Source organism: Vibrio sp. WZ-1 (assembly GCF_052037695.1).
Taxonomy (GTDB): Bacteria; Pseudomonadota; Gammaproteobacteria; order Enterobacterales; family Vibrionaceae; genus Vibrio.
On sequence record NZ_JBQEQR010000058.1, the window covers coordinates 1 to 773 of the forward strand.

2 protein-coding genes are annotated in these 773 nt (G+C 42.6%); both read left to right on the forward strand.

Annotated features, from left to right (window positions below):
* Positions 1 to 85: 85 nt before the first annotated feature.
* Positions 86 to 343 (forward strand): type II toxin-antitoxin system Phd/YefM family antitoxin, encoded by a 258-nt coding sequence (locus ACTS60_RS05415; RefSeq protein ID WP_015296907.1) that lies wholly within the window; start codon positions 86 to 88, stop codon positions 341 to 343.
* Positions 331 to 633, forward strand: coding sequence for a type II toxin-antitoxin system RelE/ParE family toxin (locus ACTS60_RS05420; RefSeq protein ID WP_015296906.1), 303 nt, complete (start codon positions 331 to 333; stop codon positions 631 to 633). The genes ACTS60_RS05415 and ACTS60_RS05420 overlap by 13 nt, the downstream gene beginning before the upstream one ends.
* The last annotated feature ends 140 nt before the right edge of the window (positions 634 to 773 follow it).

The following is a 773-nucleotide window of genomic DNA, read 5'->3' on the forward strand; positions in this document are numbered from 1 at the left end:
TTAATTGGGCGTTAGCCGTCATGGAGCTTGCTATACTCAAAGTGATAGAATAGTATCACTTTAGTATTCCTTTGGAGCAGCTCTCATGAAAGTAGAACTAGTTACATCACTCAAACGTCAAGCAACTAAGATCCTCGCCGATCTCCACGATACCAAAGAGCCAGTGTTAATTACTGAGCATGGTAAGCCATCCGCTTATCTCGTTGATGTTGATGACTACGAGTTTATGCAAAATCGTTTAGCTATTCTTGAGGGTATTGCACGAGGTGAGCGTGCTCTAGCTGACGGTAAAATGGTAAGCCATGATGAAGCCAAGGACAAAATGTCAAAATGGCTGAAATAATCTGGACTGAACCAGCTTTATCTGACCTCAACGATATCGCTGAATACATCGCACTTGAAAATATCGTAGCTGCAAAGCAGTTAGTGCAAACGATCTTCTCCAAAGTCGAACGCCTACAAACTTTCCCAGAGTCAGGTCGTATTCCACCCGAGCTAGAACATTTAAGTTATCGTGAAGTTGTCGTTAATCCATGTCGTGTTTTCTATAAACAAGACGATGACAAAGTGTTTATTCTGTTTGTTATGCGTGCAGAGAGAGATTTGCGTAAGTTCCTGTTGAGTAAACAGTAACCTTTGGGAATGAGCGGCTAACAAACTGTTTAAGAGTGATTCGCAACGCGTGGCATTTTTATTATGCGTTGGTTTTAGTGGTTAAGGTGGTATGCGGCGGCTTCGGTATTGCGTTGCTCACACCTTAACAGGGCGTTATG

Bases quoted from the DNA above. Each gene is read 5' to 3' on its own strand.
- ACTS60_RS05415 (WP_015296907.1), top strand. From the start codon at position 86: ATGAAAGTAGAACTAGTTACATCACTCAAACGTCAAGCAACTAAGATC.
- ACTS60_RS05420 (WP_015296906.1), top strand. From the start codon at position 331: ATGGCTGAAATAATCTGGACTGAACCAGCTTTATCTGACCTCAACGAT.